Source organism: Mesorhizobium sp. BR1-1-15, from assembly GCF_020165475.1.
Taxonomy (GTDB): Bacteria; Pseudomonadota; Alphaproteobacteria; order Rhizobiales; family Rhizobiaceae; genus Mesorhizobium.
In genome coordinates this window covers 92779-109546 of the sequence record NZ_JAIUIF010000009.1, presented here as the reverse complement: position 1 = coordinate 109546, position 16768 = coordinate 92779, and the positions used below count along the sequence as shown (strand labels likewise).

General features: G+C 62.5%; 15 protein-coding genes and 1 pseudogene. 10 read left to right on the top strand and 6 right to left on the bottom strand.

All coding sequences use genetic code 11. The features are described from left to right. Positions 1-60 precede the first annotated feature (60 nt). The 3 genes from tssI to LB541_RS17225 are packed head-to-tail and all read left to right on the top strand — an operon-like array spanning position 61 to position 3995. On the top strand, positions 61-2388 hold the full coding sequence (gene tssI, locus LB541_RS17235) for a type VI secretion system tip protein TssI/VgrG (protein ID WP_140623906.1): 2328 nt from the start codon (positions 61-63) through the stop codon (positions 2386-2388). Positions 2389-2395: 7 nt separating this feature from the next. After that, positions 2396-2821, top strand: coding sequence for a DUF6484 domain-containing protein (locus LB541_RS17230; RefSeq protein ID WP_140557457.1), 426 nt, complete (start codon positions 2396-2398; stop codon positions 2819-2821). Between the two features lie 10 nt (positions 2822-2831). Beyond that, positions 2832-3995: a hypothetical protein gene (locus LB541_RS17225; protein WP_224619097.1), complete on the top strand. Its 1164-nt coding sequence runs from the start codon at positions 2832-2834 to the stop codon at positions 3993-3995. 105 nt (positions 3996-4100) lie between these two features. Here the strand turns inward: LB541_RS17225 and LB541_RS28700 are convergent. Next, a pseudogene (locus tag LB541_RS28700) lies at positions 4101-4216 on the bottom strand (IS481 family transposase); the annotation flags it as partial. Between the two features lie 199 nt (positions 4217-4415). Between LB541_RS28700 and LB541_RS17220 the strand changes: the two are divergent. From LB541_RS17220 to LB541_RS17190, 7 genes are read left to right on the top strand one after another with little or no spacing between them, the layout of a single operon-like run. Next, the gene (locus LB541_RS17220; RefSeq protein WP_411969793.1) at positions 4416-4982 is read left to right on the top strand and encodes an ImcF-related family protein; all 567 of its coding nucleotides are present in this window, start codon (positions 4416-4418) and stop codon (positions 4980-4982) included. Further along, on the top strand, positions 4979-5500 hold the full coding sequence (gene tagF, locus LB541_RS17215; RefSeq protein ID WP_140557358.1) for a type VI secretion system-associated protein TagF: 522 nt from the start codon (positions 4979-4981) through the stop codon (positions 5498-5500). Before LB541_RS17220 ends, tagF (LB541_RS17215) begins: the two co-directional genes overlap by 4 nt. Before the next feature lie 3 nt (positions 5501-5503). Continuing rightward, complete coding sequence (locus LB541_RS17210; RefSeq protein ID WP_140557359.1) at positions 5504-6355, top strand: DUF4150 domain-containing protein; 852 nt, start codon at positions 5504-5506, stop codon at positions 6353-6355. A 12-nt stretch (positions 6356-6367) separates the two neighbouring features. After that, a complete protein-coding gene (locus LB541_RS17205) occupies positions 6368-6802 on the top strand; it encodes a hypothetical protein (RefSeq protein WP_140557361.1) in 435 nt (144 codons plus the stop codon). Position 6803: 1 nt separating this feature from the next. After that, on the top strand, positions 6804-7295 hold the full coding sequence (locus tag LB541_RS17200) for a hypothetical protein (RefSeq protein ID WP_140557363.1): 492 nt from the start codon (positions 6804-6806) through the stop codon (positions 7293-7295). Positions 7296-7298: 3 nt separating this feature from the next. Continuing rightward, complete coding sequence (locus LB541_RS17195; protein ID WP_224619095.1) at positions 7299-8384, top strand: DUF2169 domain-containing protein; 1086 nt, start codon at positions 7299-7301, stop codon at positions 8382-8384. Continuing rightward, positions 8372-9421 carry a hypothetical protein gene (locus tag LB541_RS17190; RefSeq protein WP_224619093.1) on the top strand — a complete coding sequence of 350 codons (1050 nt, stop codon included), beginning with the start codon at positions 8372-8374 and terminating at the stop codon, positions 9419-9421. The genes LB541_RS17195 and LB541_RS17190 overlap by 13 nt, the downstream gene beginning before the upstream one ends. 136 nt (positions 9422-9557) lie before the next feature. Here LB541_RS17190 and tagF (LB541_RS17185) read toward each other — a convergent pair whose 3' ends face one another. The 5 genes from tagF (LB541_RS17185) to tssJ are packed head-to-tail and all read right to left on the bottom strand — an operon-like array spanning position 9558 to position 16766. After that, complete coding sequence (gene tagF / locus LB541_RS17185; RefSeq protein WP_224619091.1) at positions 9558-10097, bottom strand: type VI secretion system-associated protein TagF; 540 nt, start codon at positions 10095-10097, stop codon at positions 9558-9560. Beyond that, positions 10079-13615 carry a type VI secretion system membrane subunit TssM gene (gene tssM / locus LB541_RS17180; RefSeq protein WP_224619089.1) on the bottom strand — a complete coding sequence of 1179 codons (3537 nt, stop codon included), beginning with the start codon at positions 13613-13615 and terminating at the stop codon, positions 10079-10081. Before tssM ends, tagF (LB541_RS17185) begins: the two co-directional genes overlap by 19 nt. A gap of 1 nt (position 13616) precedes the next feature. Beyond that, complete coding sequence (gene icmH / locus LB541_RS17175; protein ID WP_224619087.1) at positions 13617-14936, bottom strand: type IVB secretion system protein IcmH/DotU; 1320 nt, start codon at positions 14934-14936, stop codon at positions 13617-13619. A gap of 4 nt (positions 14937-14940) precedes the next feature. Beyond that, positions 14941-16275 (bottom strand): type VI secretion system baseplate subunit TssK, encoded by a 1335-nt coding sequence (gene tssK / locus LB541_RS17170; protein WP_224619085.1) that lies wholly within the window; start codon positions 16273-16275, stop codon positions 14941-14943. Positions 16276-16313: 38 nt separating this feature from the next. Continuing rightward, positions 16314-16766 (bottom strand): type VI secretion system lipoprotein TssJ, encoded by a 453-nt coding sequence (gene tssJ, locus LB541_RS17165; RefSeq protein ID WP_140498291.1) that lies wholly within the window; start codon positions 16764-16766, stop codon positions 16314-16316. Positions 16767-16768 lie beyond the last annotated feature (2 nt).

Sequence of the window (16768 nt, the reverse complement as noted above, 5' to 3'; positions counted from 1 at the left end):
ATATAGCGGGAACTTCAAATCCATCACATTGGCGGCCGCGTCCAGGAGGGGGCTCGACCCATGCCGAATGAACGTGCCACCGTTGTCCGCACACCGGTTGGCTCCGACTTGCTGACCTTCACGCATCTTGTCGGACGCGATGAGATCAGCCGTTGCTTTGCCTACACGGTCGGGTTCGTGAGCACAGACTCCGATATCGACCCGTTGAAGATGCTGGGCGGGCCTGTCTCGATCGAAGGTGAATCCGATCCAAAGCGCTGGCTCAGTGGAATCGTGTCGGAGTTTCGGCTCACCCGCATGGAGGACCGGCTAGCCTACTACGAGGCCGTCATGAGGCCGTGGCTCTGGTTTCTCGGCAACACCACAGATTGCTATATTTTCCAGAACAAGAGCGTCGTTGACATCGTCAAGGATGTCTTCAAGAAATACGGCATCTCCGAATTCGATCTACGCCTGCAAGGGTCCTATCCGGCGCGTGAATATTGCGTGCAATACGACGAGACCGATCTGGACTTTGTGCAGCGGCTGCTGGAGCACGAAGGTATCTTCTATTTCTTCGAGCACGATGACGGCAAGCATACGCTTGTCCTGGCTGACGCGATGAGCAAGCTGAAGCCTGCGCCGGGCTACGAGAAAGTGCTCTATAACTTTGAAGGTCAGGGCTCCCGGCGCGACGTCGAATACATCACCGAATGGATACCGGGCAGCTCGGTGCGCCCAGGCGCCTATGCCCACACCGATTATGATTTCAAGAAGCCGGGCGCCGACCTTATGGCCAAGTCGGCCCAGCCGTTCAGTCACAAATTGTCCGCGGGTGAGAACTACCGCCAGCCGGGCGCGCATCTCGAAGTAAGCCGGGGCGACAGCCTGGCTTCGATCCGGCGCGAGGAGATCCAGGCCTTGCACCAGCGCATCGCCGCGGCCGGCACCGTGCGGGGCTTGTATTCCGGCTGCACGTTCAAGCTGGACGGTTTTCCGCGCGAAGACCAGAACCAGGAATATCTGGTGGTCAGCGCCGAATACAGGCTGTTTGACCCCGGCTATAGAGCCCAGGCCGACGTCGAAAGCGAGAGTTTCAAAGTGGTCCTCGGTGTGGCGCCGACAGCCTTGCCCTATCGCCCGCCGCGGACCACGCCACGACCGATCATGCGCGGCCCGCAGACGGCGACGGTGGTCGGTCCATCCGGCGAGGAGATATTCACCGATAAATATGCGCGGGTGAAGGTCCAGTTTCATTGGGACCGCGTCGGCAAGAAGGACCAGAACAGTTCCTGTTTCGTACGGGTGTCGCAGAGTTGGGCCGGCAGTGGCTGGGGGTTCATCCAGATACCGCGCATCGGCCAGGAGGTCATCGTCGACTTCATCGAAGGCGACCCGGACCTGCCGATTATCACCGGCCGGGTCTACAATGCCTCGCAGATGCCGCCCTACGGCCTGCCTGGCAACGCCACACAATCGGGCTGGAAGTCGGATTCTTCCAAAGGCGGTAGCGGCTACAACGAACTGATGTTCGAGGATAAGGCCGGCTCCGAACTGGTCAATTTCCAGGCGCAGAAGGATCACAACCTTCTGATCAAGCATGACCGCACAAAGCTGGTCCAGCACGATCAGTCCGACCGCATTGACCACGACGCCAAACACTCCGTCGGCCACAACCTCGACGAGGACGTCGGCAACAACAAGACGGTCAAGATCGGCGTCGACCAGACCACCAACATCGGCTCGAACGACACCGAGACAGTGGGCGCCAACCGCTCGCTGACAGTCATGGCCAACGAGACCATTCATGTCGTGTCGAACTCGACGGAGAACATCGACGCCAATCATTCTCAGACGGTGGGGATTGTACAGACGATTACGGTGAAGGCGGCGCGTATTGACACTGTCGGCGCAGCCGAGACCCGCAGCGTTGGCGCCGTCCAGACGAACACCATCGGCGCGTCAAGGTCTGTCACCGTTGGCGCCGAGCAGAGCCACGATATCGGCGCGGACGACAGTTGGAATATAGCGGCGGCGCAGAGCGTCAACGTCGGCGCGGATCAGAGTTTCGCCGTCGGCGGGGCACAGTCGTCCGAGATCGGCAAGGCACGAACAGCCAAGATCGGCGCGGATGACGCCACCGACGTGGGTGGCGCGCATGCGCTCCACGTCGGTAAAGGCAGCGGCATTCAGATCAAAGAGGATAGTTCGATCAATGTCGGCAAGAACCTGATGATCGAAGCTGGCGACTCGATCACGCTCAAATGCGGCGATGCGTCGATCACCATGAAAAAGGACGGTACTATTGTTGCCGACGGCAAGGACATTACGATCAAGGGCAGTGGCAAGATCAACATTAAGGCCGGTGGCGACGTGGTCGTCAAAGGAAGCAACATCCACAACAATTGAGGGCATCATCATGCAAGTGCTGGATCGTATCGACGGCGTCGTGATCGGCCTGCTGATTGGTTTCGCAGACGGGGCGCCGCTAGTTGTCTTCGTTGGCAATCCACGCGAGACAGCAATTGCGGCGCGCAGTCTGACCGAGCTGGACACTTCGTCGATCGGGTCGGAACTGGCGTTGCTTTTTGAAGGTGGCGACCCGATGCGGCCGCTGGTCGTCGGACGTATCGTCGATCCAGCTCACAAGGAGAGGAAACTGTCAGTTGTCCGCGAAGGCGACCGTGTCGTCATCAGCGGAGAAGAACGGATAGAACTGCGCTGCGGCCTGGCATCGATTATCCTAGAGAAGGATGGGCGCATCACAATTCGCGGCAACCAACTGACGAGCCACGCAAGCGGCACCAACCGCATCCGTGGCGGAGCCATCCATCTCAACTGAGGCGTTCACGATGCAGCGGATCGCGTCTATCGCTGCCATGGTGGACCAGCACGCCAGCGACGCGGCTTTCCTCTGGTCCCGTCGACGACGTGAAATCGATGGTCCGATCCTGGGCGAAACCGATATCGGCCGTATCGACCAGCGCCTGAATGCAAATCTCGAAGGGCTAATGGCTTCCGGAAAGGCCGGCTGGGAGGCGGCTCAGGCGCATTTCGCCGACTACGCCGAGCCCGGCGAGCTTTTCGTGCTCTGCGTGCTGGCGTTGCATTGGGGCGAGGCCGAAACCGTTGCCTCGGTGGTCGACGCCGCGGGAACGCTGGGCGAGGATGGCGCGTCGGGCCTGTCCGGCGCGATAGCGCGTACGCCGCGCGAAAATCTGAGTTCGTTCGTGGCGGAATGGCTGGACGCGCGCGATGCGCGGCTGCGCGGCCTCGGCCTCGCGGCACTCTGGCATCATCGCGTCGATCCCGGTACCCGCCTTGGCGATTTGCTGGGCAATCCGGACTCGAATATTCGCAGGCGTGCATTTCGGCTTGCCGGCGGGCTCAAACGGCGCGACGTCCTTCCGACGGTGCTGGACGGACTCGACGGCCACACGTCGAAGGAACGCCTGATCGCCGCACTTGCGGCTTGCCTTCTTGGTCAAGCGCGCTTGGCTCACCCGGTGCTTGACCAGATCGTACTGGCAGAGCCGGCCCTCGCGCCTGCAGCGATCGAGATGCGCCTTTTGACGACGCCCCTGAAGGCCGGCAAGGGCTGGCTGCAGGACCGTCTGAAGCAGCCTGCCTTGCGCGCCACTGCGACAGCGGCAATCGGCCTCTTTGGCGACCGGTCGGTCATGCCGTGGCTGATCGCCAAGATGCGTGAGCCAGAGCTTGTCTTCGCCGCCGGGCTGGCGTTGCGCGATCTGTTCGAGGTAGATCTCAATGATACCGACCTGTTCACGACAGACGCGGCCGCGCTCGGCAAGGAATTTGAATCCCTGACCGCCAGCCCGCTTCCGGTCGCCGATCGCGTGTCCGCGTGGTGGGACGGGGGATGCGGCGGGAGCAATCACGAGACCTTCCATTCGATGCGCAGGCTTCGGCTGGACGCAATACGCGCCGCACTCGCCAATCCGGATACACCCCTAATCGATTGGCGCCGGACGCGCCGGTTCCCGGCCTGGATGTGAACGAACAACGCGCGAGTTCAGCGGTCGGCCCCAGAGCATAGTCGTTCACAAAACGTCAGCCGCCACCATCAGCGCCATCGCCCCTTCGGTAGCGCCGTTGCCGGTGGTCTTCTGCTTGATCCCGTGGCGCTTGGCAGCGCCCTCAGCCTCTCTTGACCGTGCTGTATCGCTCGACGGGCCGCCTCTGTCGTCGAGGCGCTCCCAGGCAGAATGTGGCCCATAGCGCTTCCTTTGACTAAGGATGCACCATCAAGGCCTGGGATCAAAAATATAGCTGTTCGTTCAGGCGCATAGGGGATGGTCCTCCTCGGGTATGCAGGGGAGCAAGTGATGGCACCTCCTGGAACAATAATTCACCTTTCGCGCCAAAAATTTGTTATTATTGTTATGATATAGGCCCTCTGGGCGGTGTTGGGGGACATGACCGACTCTTTTCCATTGGTGCGCGCTGCGGAAGCCGAGGATTTGGCGGCGCTGGATCACGCGGTCTTTGCCGGCGGCTGTTTCAACAACGCCAAGACCTCGGCCGCCGCGTTGTCGAAAGATATACTGAAGCTCTATTACGAGGACTTCATTGCGCAGTGGGACAGTTTCCTGCCCGACGTCAAGCTGGCCCGGTTGACCGCCCTTTCGGCTCATAGGGAAGACCTCAAGGATCTGTTGAGCGCAGACTCCGCCCTCACGTGGTTGGTGACGGCAATCGTGTGCAAAACCGAACTGATGCGCTGCAATGACGAACCAGCGCCCGCTTGCGACAACAAGGCCGTCGACGGCTCGCCGGTTATGATGGTGAGCGACACGGGCAGTTGGGCGTGGCTGCGAATGCTGCGGACGGCGCGGTTCACCGCGACATCACTCGCGGATGTCTACAGCCTGCGGGTAGGGGCTGTAGGCTATTACGGGGACTTGACGCTCAAGGCGTCAAGTATCGACTACCCCTACAATTTGCAAATGTTCAAGAAGTTCTCCTGTCCGGCGCAGATATGACGACAGGTTTTTTCGGCAAGATCCCCTCGACAGGTGACTTTATCACCTGGAATTTGCCGCGCGTCCTCACCGACCGCTGGGACCGCTGGATGTCGATTGAACTGCGTGACAGGCCCGATACGGGCGAGCTCAATCCGCGCATATGGCGCTTCTCGGTCCGTGCGGGCATCTTTGGCGACCAGCCAAATGCGGGCGTCTGGCGCATGAGCGAAGACAGGGCCGGCCGGCGCTATCCGTTTGCGATCGTTCGACTCGGCCCACCGCCGGAGGCTACCGACCGATGGTTTGATGAAATGGCGCGGCTGATCGCGGGATGCGTCGACGATTTCTGGCCGCCGTCGCGGCTACAGCAGCGCATCGTGGAACTGCCGCCGCCGGGCTATGGCGCGTCGCCGGAACGCATAGCCTTCTGGACGGACGACTGGGAAGTGAGGGAACTGGCTTTTGCCGACATCTACGACCTCGCCGACAATGGTCTGATTGCCATGCGTCAGGCGTCCACGCCAGCCGAGGCCTAAGGCATGCCCTGCACGGTGTTCGCGGAAAACATGGGGTGGTTCCACAAGGGCAGCAACGGCCAGGCGATCGCGCCGGGTGACGTCTGCTTGACGCCGCCCCCGCCACCCGCGGGGCCGGTTCCGGTGCCTTATGTCAACATGGCGTTCGCCAAGGACCTGATCAAGGGAAGCAAGAGCGTCAAAGCGGATGGCGGCAATCCGACGGCGCTGGAAAACGTTTCCGAGTGCTCGATGTCCACCGGCAATGAACCGGCGACGCCAGGTCTCGGCGCGGGCGTGGTGACGCACAAGATCAAGGGCAAGGCCAGTTTCACACTGTGGTCGTTCACGGTGAAGGTAGAAGGCAAGGGCGTTTGCCGGCACGGCGATCCTGTGCTGCAGAACACCATGTGCACTCCGCCGAATTGCACGACCCTTGGCGCATTAACGACGCTCAGGGCCGAGTTGGGTGACCTGTACAACACGCCTTGCCCGAAGAACAAACCCTATAGTCAGGCCTGCCGGCCGGGCCGCTCGGCCGAGCAGCGCGACGCGGTCAATGGCAAGCCTTGCTGGGAATGCAAGGGCAAGAGGGCAACCGGCACCGCCCCATTCCATCGGGAAAAGAGGGGGAGGAGGAAGAGCAAGAAGCAATGGACCAAGAATGAGGACGGCTCATGGGAAAAGAAGGAGTATCGCACCCACGACCACCAGCCCCCGCTGAACGAGGCATGGGACAAGGGCGGCTGCCATCTCGGAGTGGAAAAATTCAAGGAGATGATGCGCAAGGCGAAGTTCGCCCGACCGCATTGTGAAGAGCACTACATGAGCCAGGGCTCGAAGGTTAAGGCGAAGGTAGCCAGGAGCAGGAGATGAGAGGCACAATCGATGAACGCGCGATACGACGATCTCCAGGCTGAATATGTCGCCGATCTCCGCAAGATTGTGCCGCCCGTGATGACCTGGTGGAGGGAACGCGCTGGGCGCGGTCCTGAAAAAATGCAGGACGCAAAATCCCTCAACGCGTTCGAACAACGATGGCCGATGGGTCCCGTTGCGCATCCCAGAGTGCTTGAGGTCGTCCGGATCTATTACCTGCGCATCCTCGAACTGAACCGCGAGAACGAAACAAACAAGCAGCCGGACGCTGCGCCGGAGGAGGGCGATTGGGGGTCCGATGACGACTCAGATGACGTCGACTTTGCGCTCCCGGTCGATTTGCTGGTCAACGACCTCAAGACCGCGGCTCCTGATCTCTTTGAGATCATGAGCTTTCTCGTCTTCGTTCCGGTCGGCCTGTCTCCAGGCGGGGAGTATTGCTGACATGGCGTTCAAGGTCGTCCACAACATCGAAAAAGGCGTAAGGCAGCTTTTGAACGCGCCCAACGATCTCGCGGGCCAGGTGCCGGACCAGGGCAAAGCCAAGCCGATTGCCGAAGCGACCGAGCAGCACAGGGAAATGTACGCAGAGTACATCGCCAACTTCGAGGTTGCGTACAAGGTCGCGGACAACTGGTGGCAGGGCAACGTGCAGGCTTTGGTTGAGGAAGGTTATGACCACGACGAGGCGGTTGACCTGGCATTCGACAAGCGTCTGGCCGGTCCAGCATCGGCGCCCGAAGTCGTCTGGTTCTTTCGCAACTACTGGCTCGAATTCGACGAGGTCAACCGCTCGTTGCCCGCGGCCGATCGCGTACCCCCGCAGGTCGCGATGCTGCAATGGCTGGTCGAGGAAAAGCACGAGGATTATGTGCAATTGATAACGTGTATGCCGTACTGGCCGATCGGTCTTGACGAGAACGGCAACTGGACCTGACCCATGTCGTTCGATGTCGAGGTCGAGAACCGAACACCATTCAGCGTTATGACCCATGTCCAGCATGACGCGGACGGTCAGGAGGTGCTCGTCGCAATGTTTTCGGCGAGCTTCGAGGCGCCAGAACGGGACGCCAGGCTGGACATTGCGGCGGCTCAGTTGCCCGTGATCCTCGGAGATGTGCCGCGTGGCGTGCCGGGCCTATCGTCAAACCGTTATGACGCCGACATCGCACCGCGAAAGCCGGCTTCCGAGATCGTCGTCAACGGCACCGCCTATTCGCCGAAGGGCAAGCCGGCGCATGAGATGCAGGTCGGCTTTCGCGTCAACGGTCTGCAGAAGGTGCTACATGTGATCGGGGACCGCATCTACGACGCGGGCGCTTACAGTGAGCCGCACCCTTTCCGAACCATGCCGGTCATGTATGAACGCGCCTTTGGCGGCATGACTACCGCCGCAGCCGATGCCGAAAACCCAGTCGGCATCGGCTTTCGCCATGCTGTCTCGGCCGACCCGTCCGTCAGGACACATGCGCCCAACATCACCTATCCGGACCAGATGTTCCGCGGCCCGCAGGATCGGCCGAGGGCCGCAGGCTTCGGGCCGATTGGCAGGAATTGGCGGCAGCGCCTCCAATATGCGGGCACCTACGACCAGGCCTGGATCGACAACCAGTGGCCCTTACCGCCCAAGGATTTCGATCTGCGGCACCACATGAGCACGCCCCCCGACCAGCACCTGCCGCGCATCGTAGGCGGCGAAGACGTGCGGCTCATCGGTCTGACGCCGTCCGGCTGCTGGGATTTCCGGATGCCGCGTGTCATCGCGCCGATCCGCCTGCTCTTCTCCGACCGGGTCGAGGAGCGCGAGTTTGTGGCCGACACGGCCATCATCGAGCCGGACCTCTGGCGCATCACCCTGAAATCGCGCATCGCGCTCCTCACCCGCCGCAACGCGCCCGCGCTGCGTGCAATCGTTTTCGGCCAAGTCACGCCCGCGCTGCTCGCGGCGAAGCGCAAGCGCAAGCAGTATTTCAGCCACTATGGCGGCAACGGGACATTGCGTGACCGGCCGTTATGGCAACCGTGAAGGCGCCGGTCTACCTCGCGGGCGCGGGCGCGGTCACGGCCGCCGGGTTGAACGCGCGCCAGACACTGGCGGCCATTCGCGCTGGCCTGTCGGCATTCAATGAAATCGTGGTCGAGCCATTCCCCGCTACCCAGATCGCCGCACGCGTACCGACGACCTGGAAACTGCGCAAAACCGATGGTGAGTGGCTGGTGAACATGGCCGTTCGGGCCATCATGGAAGCACTCCGTTCGGGGCCGTTCGCGGCGGCGGCGACGGCGCTAGTCATTTCGCCGCCTGAGAGCTTTCGCAGCCATCCGGCTTTTGCGACCGTACCGTTTGTCGATTTTCTGCCTGCCGTGATGCTAGGTTGCGGCGGCAGCTTCCATCCGGCGTCGATCGCGGTGGATGGCGGCGCGGCGGCCAGTGTCAGCCTGCTTGAACGCGCGTCAGACTTGTTGAGCAGGCCGGGTGTCGAACAGATCATCCTGGGCGGGGTCGACAGTTTCCTCAACGACGTCGACCTGGACCGACTGCGGCAAAGCGGGCGCCTGAAGTCGTCGGACGGCGCTCAGGGGCTGGTCCCCGGCGAAGCGGCGGCCTTCGTCAGGCTGACTAGCGCGCCGGAGGGTAATGGCGCAGTTGCTCCCGCTGTCGTCAATATCGGCGTCGCGCGCGAGGAAGACAGTGTCCTCTCCGACCGTTTCAGTCAGGGCCGTGCCATGCTGAGCGCGTTGCGCGCGGCGGTTGCGAGCAACGGGCCGAAGGAATCCGACATTTCCTTTGTCGTCAGCAATTCCAACGGTGAGCGTCATCGCGCACTCGAGCAACTGGTTGTGCACCCGCGCTTCTATCGCACGCTGCGAGAATTGACCCCGACGGCGTATCCGGCGATGACCGTCGGCGAGGTTGGTGCTGCGGCAGGTGCGCTGGCGTTGATGCTGGCGGCGGACGGCATGCGACAAAACTATGCGCCGGGGTCTGCAGCGATGCTCGAGATAGCGTCCGAAACAGGCCTGAGGACGGCAGCCGTGGTCGCGGGAATGCGCCGGCGTTGAGGCCGGAAGGGGCGTGAGCGCCGCCGTTGGCGGAAGAGGGCTGAGACAGATGTCACGTCGCCTGGCGCAATGCCCTTGCCACCACTTCCCTTATGAAAGAAGCCCATGCTCTCGGCGAAGGCAGTAAGGCCCATCGTCAGACATCTTCGATTGCGGGCTTGGTGGCGCGCAGCTTCGGCAAGGCGTTGTCGGCGAGGTCGTGGATATCAGCGAAGCTAAACTCGATGACGTCGAAGTCATCGCACCAGAACGTTATGGCGGAAGCGTCGCCCGTGCTCGTCTCTCTCAGCAAGGCCAGCGTCTCTGCTAGCTTGGTGGTTGACCAGTTTCCTTCCACAGCGCCGTTAAGGCAGGCGGCGATTTCGTCAAACCATCTGGCGGTAGGTTCCGGTGGCGGTCCAAGCCGCACAATGGCAAAGGGGTATCGGCGCCCGACACGGTCCTCGCTCATGCGCCATGCGCCGGCGCAGGGCGGGTCACCAAAAATACCGGGCTGCATGGTAAAGCGCCAGACACGCGAGTCCAACTCACCTTCATCCGGCCGCGCGCGCAATTCCATCGACATCCAGCGGTCCCAGCGGTCGATGAAAGTCTGCGGCAGGTTCCAAGCGACGAAATCCCCCGTCGCCGGGATCTTGCCGTAGAAGCCGGGCGCGTTCATATCTGCGGTGGACATGTGAACTTCTTGAACATTTCCAGATTGTAGGGGTTTTCGACGCTGGCGGCCTTGAGCTCGAAATCGGCGTACATGCCTTTCGTGCCCAGGCGCAGACTGTAGACATCCGAAAGCGAGGTTCCGGTGAATCGGCCGCTGCGCAACATCCTCAGCCACGCCCAACTGCCGGTCTCGTTGAGCATGATTTCGGGCGATCCGTCGATCGGCTGGAAGGCGAGCGAAATGACCCCGGTGCCGTCCTTGCCGGGCCAGGTCATCGGTTGCGGCCGCGTTGCGTTGTTGTAGTAGACGAGGCTCTGGCCATCGAGATTGAGCGTGACGCGCGTGAGGTTGGGAGACAGATCCTTCGGTTCGAGCGTGAAGCTCATCACCGGTCCGGCACCCCCGGGGAAAAGATCGTCGCGGATGTGCCTGGCCTGCTCGAACGCCGCCAGCGCCGAAGGGTCGAGGCCGAAATCGGCGCGCCACTTCCAAGGCTCGCCGGTCGTGTCGACATAATTGATCAGGTGGTCGTTGATGAAACCGTCGATCAGCCCGGCGGGCCCGAACAGGCGGGCGAAATCGCGCACGTTGACGTCGACCGCACTGGCTTCGCTGAAGGGATAGCGATTGTTCAGCGCCGCCTGGCAGAAAGGCAGTATGTCGGCCCGCCAGATGGCGTTGAGTTCCGAAGTGACCGCCTTCTGAGTCAAATTGCTGGTGTCGCCGGCTATCCCGCCCAACCAGCTGTTGATGGGATCTGGCAGGATCTGGGCCTGCCTTGCCACCGCGCCCGTCAGTTCGGCAAGGCCCCCCTGTTTCTTGATGGCGTCCTGTGGATTGGGGTTCGCGGTGACCGTTTGCAGGACGTTCGAAAGCGCGGTCAGTGCGACAACGGCAGCATCCAGCGCCGGTGGCTGGCCGTCGACCTCTGCGATGGTGCTCTTCAGCGGTTTGAAATGTTCGGCCACCAGATTGCCGGTCAGGTCCACCTCACTGGCGGATCCGGCGCGGGGAAGTAGTTTCGCACCCGATGTCGCCAGTTTGCCCAGCTTGCCCAGCTTGCCGAGCAGTTTCGAAGCGCCCTTGGCTGCCGCCTTGTCGTCGGCAGGCGCTTCGTCGGAACGGGTCAGTTCTGTCTCCTGAACGACCGCCGTAAGCAGCCGCTTCAGCGCTGAATCCGCACTTGAGAGGTCTTTCAGGTTTTCGCCGGCGACATTGAGATCGGTCAATGGTGCAAGCCTCATGTCGCGCAGGAAGCTATCCCATTGCGCGATGTAGTCGTCGTAGTAGAGCTTCAGAATATCCTCGGACAGCGCCGAGACGGATGTCTCGGCATTTTCCGAGCAACCGCCGGCGAAAACCGCACGATCGAGCGCCGCCTGGGCGGCGACATCGTCGATGCGGTCGAGAATGACGTCGTGAAAGCCGGAATAGGTGAAAGCGCCCGAAATGCCGACGCGTAGTGTCTTGCCCGAACGCCGTGCAAACACCTTGCCGCCGTTTGGGCCGGCGAAATTGGCCGGTATCCACTCCTTCAGCCCGGCTACTGCCGGATCGGCCAACAACTGCTTGTAGCCACGCGCCGGCAACGAAATCGTGCAGACCGTTTTCAGAGCTTCGGCAACCAGGGCCTGGTCCGGCGCGACATAGCTTTCGTCGACCGTCATCCGGTGGATCGCGGCCAGCTGATGCTCTTCGGCGTCGGCTGTCGGAAATGGCGCCGCGGCCGCGAATTCGGGCAGACTGTTCACCCACCAGTTCTGGGCGTAGTCTGGATCCATCTGCGACAGGCCGGTCATCATGCGATAGGTCTTGAGCGCACCGAGCATGAAGTCGGGATCGCGGATCTGGCGCCACATCGTCGCCTCGAGCAGGGCCACCATCCGGGGCTCGAGCACGTTGCGGAGGGCGTGGTCATAAGTGTCGGCCTGTGCCCTGACCAGTTCCGCCGAGGCCGATGGGCCAAGCAGATCGTGGGCAGCGCCCGGCGGTGCTGTCCGGGCATTTGCGACCGCGTCCATCGCCTCGAGCGCGCCGTCCATGGCAGGCCGCTCCACCGATGCCGGGGTTGCGGCAGCGGAGGTCAGCGGCGTTTGCAGCGCTTCGAACTGGCCTGCCTGCGCCGAGATCGCATGGCGGTTGTCAAAATAGGACCAGGTGAACAGTCCGCCGGCCAGCAACGTCGCCGCCGTGCATGCTGCGGCCGCACCCCGCCACATCCAGGCGCGGCGGCGTTGCGCCAGCGGGTCGAATGTACCGAGGCCTGCTTCCTTGAAGATGACTTCAGTGAGGAGGTTCTTCAGGAAGAAGCTGCGTTTCTCGACCCGAGATGCGGGCAGGGCGCGCCGCGGCGGAAGACCGAAGGAGGAAGACAGCGCGGCGGTCAGCCGGTCGATAGGCGCCCCTTCCTGCGTCGCCGATGTCAGGTAGAGGCCGCGCAGCCAGGCAGCCTCCTCATACCGGCTTTCGCCGAACATGGCTTCGACCAGCACCTGAATCGGTTCGGACAAGCTTGCCAATTGTGCGGGAAATCTGAAGATTTCGGCACGGGCGGCGAGTTTGTCCTCGTCCTCCAGGCGCGTCACCAGGCGCCGCTCGAGTTCGGTCGCCAGCGTCGCGATTTCTCGTTCGATGGTCTTGCCATCCACGCGCGCATCCAGCGCGAAGGTCGTCCCCCACACCTGTTCGCGCGAGGCGGTCGACAGGCCGCCGAAGAAGGGCTCGAAGCCCTTGATCAGGTCGGCCTTGGTCAGCATCAGATAGACCGGCAGGCGGATTTCAAGCCGGTCGTTGAGCTCGGCCAACCGGCGGCGGATCTTGCGCCCGTGCGCCTTGATGGCCTCGTCGCCCTCCGAAAGGACGTCGATCGAAAGCGCGACGATTACGCCGTTCAGCGCACGGCGGCCGCGATGTTTCTTCAAGAGGTCGAGGAAACCGAGCCATTCGGCCGCGTCGACATCCGGCTGGCTCTCCTGCTGGACATAGCGGCCGGCAGTGTCGATCAGAACCGCGTTTTCGGAAAAGAACCAGTCGCAGTTGCGCGTGCCACCGACCCCCTGCAAGTCGTCTGTGAGGTCGATCGGAAAATTCAGTCCGGACTGCCGCAAGGCGGTGGTCTTGCCGGTGGCCGGCGGCCCGACGATCACATACCAAGGCATCTCGCGCAGGAACTTGCGCCCGCCCAGCTTGCGGCGCCTCAGTTCGGTCATCACCTCGGCGAACTTGGCGCCCACGGCGGCGACGTTCTCTTCGCCTGGGCTGAGCGGCTTTTCCACCGCTGGCGCGGCAATCTCGGCGACGAACATGCGGTTGGCGCGGATCGCCCGGCGCTGGGCAACGATCAGCCAGACCAGCCAGAAGATGACCAGCAGCGCGATGATGACGATGCGCACATTTTCGGAGGCGAAGGGGTCGTAGGGACCAACCCTGACGATCGGACCGAAGATCCAGATAACCAGGGATAGCAGCGTCAGGCCGATCAGCGTCCACAGCCAGCGCGATGTCAGGACCGCCCAGAGGAAGCGCAGGATGAACATCTCACAGCCTCTTTTCGACGAGCACCTCGACGCGGCGATTCAAGGCTCGCCCCTCGCGCGTGCTGTCGCTGGCCACAGGATCGGTGGCAGCCCGGCCCTCCGAATGGACGCGATCCTGCGGCACTCCGTTTTGAACCAGCATGTCGGCAATCGTCCGGGCGCGAGCCTCGGATAGTCGCTGGTTGGTCGACAGCGGGTTGGTCTTTTGCAAAGGAACGCTGTCAGTATGGCCGACCACCGTGATGTTTCCGATCAGCTCCTGATTGGCGAGGATCACCTTGGCGATCGAACCGATCAAGGGTTCGAAACCATCGGTCAATTGTGGCCGCGATGACTGGAATAGTTCGGGGTTGGAGGCCTGGATGATCAGCTTGGCCAGTGAAACGCTCTCCGTGCCGCTGAGAGCAGATTTGAGCTCGGCCGGCGCCCCCGCCTGGAATTCCGGCAACAGCGCAAAATCCACTTTTTCCGGTGGCGGGGCGTCGACTTTGGGCGACGCGCGGGTGATGTCGCCGCGGGCAGGCGGTGGCAGGGCACGAACAAGTGCGGAAAGCTCGACCGCCTGGCTGCTCAGTCCCATCGACAGCCCGATATGGATCGCCGCGGCTGCAACCGCAGCACCGAGCGCCATGACCCAGATCGGCACGATGAAGCGCTGCGGCTGGTCGGAGGCGATGACACCTTTCCAGTTTGGCGCTAAAGGCGCGCCTTCGGCGTCGGCATTGCGCAGGAAGCGGGCCGCCGCCACGCGAACCGCATTGAGCGAGCGGTCGCCTGAGCGGCCGGGCACGCGATATTTGCCACGGAAGCCGAGCGCCAGGCAATGGTACTGCAGTTCGAGCAATTCTCGGTCCCGGTTAGGATGTCGTTCCAGTTCGTCGAGTCGCGTGAAGAATTGCGTGCCGGCATCGACATCGCCGCGCAGCATGACGACGAGCGGCTGCCGCGGCCAGGCACTGGCCCCGCCCCAAGGCGTGTTCAGGGCCAGATCGTCGAGCAACGCAGCCACCACCCAAGCTGCCTGGTCGGCTCGCTCCATCGAGGACCCCGTCGACATAGCCGTGTCGCGTGCCCGAACCAGTTCTTCGAGCAAGCGGGTGCGCAAGACTTCCGGATTGTCTGGCGGCATTGCGCTTTCGAGCTCGGGGGCGAACTCGAGCAAGGGCGCAAAGGCGTTGACAAGCGCGTTCGGGTGGGTGCGAGAGCGTTTTACCAGTGCCGGCGAAAGTGGCGCCATGGGCCGTGGCATCGGCGCGCCGCTCAATCGTATGCGAGTGCGTTCGCGATCCTCCGACAGTCCGAAAGGATCATCGCGGCTCATGATCTCACCTGTTCACCGAATAGCAGTCCACCTGCGGCTCGCTTGGCAACACGCCCGAAACACCGATGACGAAGCCTGGTGCGTCGAGCAGCGAGGCCCAGTGTTCGCTTTTCTGATCCAATTCGAGGCACAGTCGATCGCCGTCGTAAGGGATTTCGCGTGGCTGGGAATGAAGCGGTTTTAGCGGAATGCCGGGCAAGCGCGATTTCCACAGGCCCTCGAACTCGTCGGCCGAGCCGACGGTCGCCTGATTGACGAAGATCTTGCGCAGGGCATCCTCCGACAGCTCCGAGCCGACCCGGATGACGATGCGGCTGGCCACCAGCAGCTTTGGGTTGTCGATGCGAATTTTCCAGACATTGGTCGAGTGCCGCATGACGGGCAGCGCACGCGATTTCGGCTCGATGTAGCGAAGGCTGAGAATGAGCGAGCGCAGCGCGTCCGCCAGCGCCGAATAGGCAGGGCCGGGCGCCATGTGATCGTAAGCGGGCAACTCGCCCAGCCGCCGCGCGCTCGATCCGTAAGTTGCCATCGAACCGGCGAGCCCGGCGAGTTCCAGGTAAAGCTCGGCCGGATGGAAGACATCCTGCGCCAGCATGTGAGCCAGACGCGGACGCGCCGCATTGGCGAGATTGAGCATCAACAGATCTTCGACGCTGCGCCCAGGCCCGCCCATGACCATCTTGCCATGCGCCTCGGCGATCTGGTCGAGGCCGGTGACAACTTCCAGAAGCAATTGCCGATACCAGGCCACCGCGCCGGTAACCAGTGCCGGTGGCAGGAAGGTCTCGTCCAGAGAGACGCCGCCATCGGCTCGAACTCCGTTGAGGTCGGCTATCGGCAAGGCGGTGTAGCCACCAACCGACTTGCCAGGTGCAAGCAGCAGCGCCTGCGGACGGGCGATTTCTATTTCTTCAGGATCCGAACCGCCCTGGACAGCGTCGCGCACCGAAACGATCCGCCCGTGATATCGCGCTCCAGAGGCGGCGGCGTGTGCCGGATCGAAGCCGACACCACCGGGAGGCTCCAGCGGCAAGGCGACCAGCACCGGCCCTGCGCCCGTCTCGGGGGTGACCGGCAGCGGTCGCGGCGCGTCCATCCAATCCGGAATGGAAAAAGGTGTCCCATCCGGGAAGATGCCCCGGGCCGACAGGATCGCGACCTGGCCGGATTCCAGCAATGCCTGGTCCAGCGTCAGCTGTCGAAAGCCGAACGTATGCAGGTGTCCGGCCTGCAACGCGCCGCGCACCGTCGCCTCGAAGAAACGATCCTGCTGCTGGAAATGCTGGGTTCGCAGGAAAAGTCCTTCGGACCATAGCACCCTGTTTGCATCGCTCATGCCGCAACTCTCTGCATTGAGCTCCCTTACCTTGGCTGCTAGGCGGAGATGCCGCCGCTGCCCAACGTGACATTGATGGTGAACTTTGATCCCGGCGACACCGACTTGGTTGTCCGCCAGTTCCTGCCGCCAGGTTCGCGGATCAGTGCAACGAAGCCCAGAGCCGTCGCGTCCGGCTCGACCGTGATGGTCTTGGATGCGGATTTTCCGGGCCCGACGGCGATCTGGTCGGACCCGATAAGATCTCCTGCGAGTGCGCTGCCGGCATCCCCCTGCAGCGCAAAATAGTCGGCGGAATTGAATTTACCGGTGCTTTTTAACCGCATCACGAGAACCGTCACCGGCCGGTCGCCGCCACCTGGCCCCGGATTCATGCCGGCCCCGCCGGTCACGTTGACGGTGATCACCGACGGCTTTGGCGGACCGCTCTGGCACGCTGCAACCAGCCCGGTCGCGCCCAGGGCAATCATCAATTCACGTCGGTCGATCATGG

Coding starts and splice junctions, on each gene's coding strand:
- tssI (WP_140623906.1), top strand. CDS start 61: ATGCCGAATGAACGTGCCACCGTTGTCCGCACACCGGTTGGCTCCGAC.
- LB541_RS17225 (WP_224619097.1), top strand. CDS start 2,832: ATGCAGCGGATCGCGTCTATCGCTGCCATGGTGGACCAGCACGCCAGC.
- LB541_RS17220 (WP_411969793.1), top strand. CDS start 4,416: ATGACCGACTCTTTTCCATTGGTGCGCGCTGCGGAAGCCGAGGATTTG.
- tagF (WP_140557358.1), top strand. CDS start 4,979: ATGACGACAGGTTTTTTCGGCAAGATCCCCTCGACAGGTGACTTTATC.
- LB541_RS17210 (WP_140557359.1), top strand. CDS start 5,504: ATGCCCTGCACGGTGTTCGCGGAAAACATGGGGTGGTTCCACAAGGGC.
- LB541_RS17205 (WP_140557361.1), top strand. CDS start 6,368: ATGAACGCGCGATACGACGATCTCCAGGCTGAATATGTCGCCGATCTC.
- LB541_RS17200 (WP_140557363.1), top strand. CDS start 6,804: ATGGCGTTCAAGGTCGTCCACAACATCGAAAAAGGCGTAAGGCAGCTT.
- LB541_RS17195 (WP_224619095.1), top strand. CDS start 7,299: ATGTCGTTCGATGTCGAGGTCGAGAACCGAACACCATTCAGCGTTATG.
- LB541_RS17190 (WP_224619093.1), top strand. CDS start 8,372: ATGGCAACCGTGAAGGCGCCGGTCTACCTCGCGGGCGCGGGCGCGGTC.
- tagF (WP_224619091.1), bottom strand. CDS start 10,097: ATGTCCACCGCAGATATGAACGCGCCCGGCTTCTACGGCAAGATCCCG.
- tssM (WP_224619089.1), bottom strand. CDS start 13,615: ATGTTCATCCTGCGCTTCCTCTGGGCGGTCCTGACATCGCGCTGGCTG.
- icmH (WP_224619087.1), bottom strand. CDS start 14,936: ATGAGCCGCGATGATCCTTTCGGACTGTCGGAGGATCGCGAACGCACT.
- tssK (WP_224619085.1), bottom strand. CDS start 16,275: ATGAGCGATGCAAACAGGGTGCTATGGTCCGAAGGACTTTTCCTGCGA.
- tssJ (WP_140498291.1), bottom strand. CDS start 16,766: ATGATCGACCGACGTGAATTGATGATTGCCCTGGGCGCGACCGGGCTG.